The following is a 2,619-nucleotide window of genomic DNA, read 5'->3' on the forward strand; positions in this document are numbered from 1 at the left end:
ACATTAACTTGGACATTGTCAGATACACCATCAATTTAAGGAATTGCATTAGAGTAAAGAAAAAACACTTCAAATGATTTTTATAAAAAACAATCAGACGACTGACTATTGGGAGGAAATATAAATGAAAAATACAAAAATGTTAGTAGCAACTATCGCGTTGTTTGGCGCAGCAGTTTTAGCTCCATTATCAGCACAAGCAGGAACTACAGGAGATACGTATCCATCTAAAGGTGTGATTACTTATACACCAAGTACAGATCCAACTGACCCAGTGGATCCATTAAAACCAGTAGATCCAATTACACCGACAAATCCAGATGGAGAAGATCCATCAGAACCAGGAACAGCTGGACCACTATCTATTGATTTTGCATCAAGTTTCTACTTTGGCGAACAAACTATTACCTCTGTTATAAAAACATACAATGCTTTACCACAAGCATACAAAGATAAAGCAGGCACTGATACAACGGGTCCAAACTTTGTCCAAGTAACAGATAACCGAGGAACAGAAGCAGGCTGGACACTTAAAGTGACACAGGATGCACAATTTAAAACAACAAACATCAAGGCTGGCACTGAATTAGAAGGGGCTGAAATTACGTTAGACAACGGAAACGTAGTGACTGCTTCCCATTCAACAGCGCCAACAGGTCCTACACAAATCGTTTTAGCACCAGGTGCTGAAACCTTAGTGATGAGTGCAAAAGCAACCGAAGGTGCTGGAACTTACTTGTTTGATTGGGGAACTGATCAAGCATCAGCAGCAACCAGTGTTTCTCTTGAAGTACCAGGCTCTTCAACAAAATATAGCGATCGTTATGAAACCAACTTTACATGGGTACTTAGTGACGTTCCAGGGGTTTAATGAAAGCAACGGAAGAATCGCGGAAGTTCCATTGAAAGGTCTGAGTCTGAGACATAGCTCCTTGAGCTATGTTTCGGACTCTTTGAATCTAAATAAACGGTGATAGGCGTGAGTGGGAACCCTCAGAAATGAGTAGGACAGACCTGTTCGTTTTTCGAGGAAACGACGTTCGCTCCAATCCAAAGTTACTCTGATATAAAAAAAGCAGGCTCTATTTTTGCATAGTAAACAAAGGGGAAATGAACTATATGAAACAACTTAAAAAAATTATGTGGACGCTTCTATTCATCGGAGGCATCTTGTTCACTACAAGTCCAGGGGTTGCTTCCAAACTGAATTTTGCGGTAAGCCCAGTCATACCTGAAAATCAAATTGATAAAAATAAAACATATTTTGAATTATTGATGAAACCAGATCAAGCCCAGACCGTTGAAGTGGAGCTTAGAAACAGCACTGATAAAGAGGTCAAAGTGGGGATTCATGTGGCAAGTGCTACAACGAATTTAAATGGGGTAGTGGAATACAGTCCCAACGAGATTAAAGCAGATGAGTCATTAAAGTATAATTTGAAAGATCTCGTTGAAGTCGAAGAAGAAGTGACCCTAAAACCAAAGAGTGTAATGAATGTTCCACTGAAAATTACGATGCCCAAGGACTCATTTGACGGGATTCTAGCAGGTGGTATTACATTCAAAGAAATCGTCTCTGAAAAAGCGAAAACTGAAAAAAATGAAGAAACAGGCATGGCAATCAAAAACGAATATGCCTTCGCCGTAGGACTTGTGTTAAAAGAAACAGATGTAGAAGTAAAGCCAGATTTAAACATACTCGAGATTAATGCGTCTCAAGTGAATGTTCGAAACGTAATTAATGTTGGGTTTCAAAATCCAGCGCCTGTTTATTTGAATCAATTACGTATGAACCACGAGGTGACAAAGCAAGGAGAAAGTGACGTTTTATACAAATCATCTGCGCCGAGAATGCAGATGGCACCTAATTCAAATTTTGAGTATCCAATCGCATTAAATGGCGAAAAGTTACAAGCAGGGAAATACCTGTTGAAGACAGTTGCTTATGGTGGATTGTCTGATAGCGGCAAGTATGAAGTAAAAGACGAAGAAGGAAACACCGTTCGTTATCTTTATAAATGGACATTTGAAAAAGAGTTTGAAATCAAAAAAGAAGTGGCGGATAAATTAAATGCCAAGGATGTTTCGATTGAAAAAGAAGATTTCCCATGGCTGTATGTTATTATTGGCGCGCTGATTTTATTGATCGCGATTCTACTATTGATTTTATTTTTAAAGAGAAAGAAAGACAAAGATGAAGAGGCTAAGTAACAAACAAAAAGAATGGTTTGTTGAATGCCTCATCGATGGACTCGTTATTTTAGGTTTGTTGTTCATCGTTTCCCCTTGGTTAAAAGATAGTATGATTGGTTGGCAAATTCAACGAACAGCGTTCGTTCAACAGAAAATTTTGCCAACCGAATATCCAGTGGAAGAAGCAATCCAAACGCCACAGCTTTCTTCTATTTTCAACAATCGTGCAAAGGCAACACAAGAAAGCTATGGGCAGATTTTGATCCCCTCTGTGGGGCTAGAACAGCCGATTCTCGTGGGTATTACTAACGAGAATCTCCTTTTGGGCGGGGTTGTCATGTATCCAGACCGAACATTGGCAAAGGATAATTTTGTCTTGTTTGGGCACCATTTAGGTATTGATGAGTTATTGTTTGGCAAGCTGCT

Annotated in this window: 3 protein-coding genes; all 3 read left to right on the plus strand. The window is 39.3% G+C overall.

The annotated features are described in order from the left end of the window. Positions 1-124 precede the first annotated feature (124 nt). A complete protein-coding gene (locus tag I589_RS17670; RefSeq protein WP_010766888.1) occupies positions 125-871 on the plus strand; it encodes a WxL domain-containing protein in 747 nt (248 codons plus the stop codon). Positions 872-1,119: 248 nt separating this feature from the next. Further along, positions 1,120-2,211: a WxLIP family cell surface protein gene (locus I589_RS17675; RefSeq protein WP_016250118.1), complete on the plus strand. Its 1,092-nt coding sequence runs from the start codon at positions 1,120-1,122 to the stop codon at positions 2,209-2,211. Beyond that, positions 2,195-2,619 (plus strand): sortase family protein (locus I589_RS17680; protein WP_016250120.1); only part of this gene is annotated, 425 nt, incomplete at its 3' end. The genes I589_RS17675 and I589_RS17680, both read left to right, overlap by 17 nt.

Source organism: Enterococcus phoeniculicola ATCC BAA-412 (assembly GCF_000407505.1).
Lineage (GTDB): Bacteria > Bacillota > Bacilli > Lactobacillales > Enterococcaceae > Enterococcus_K > Enterococcus_K phoeniculicola.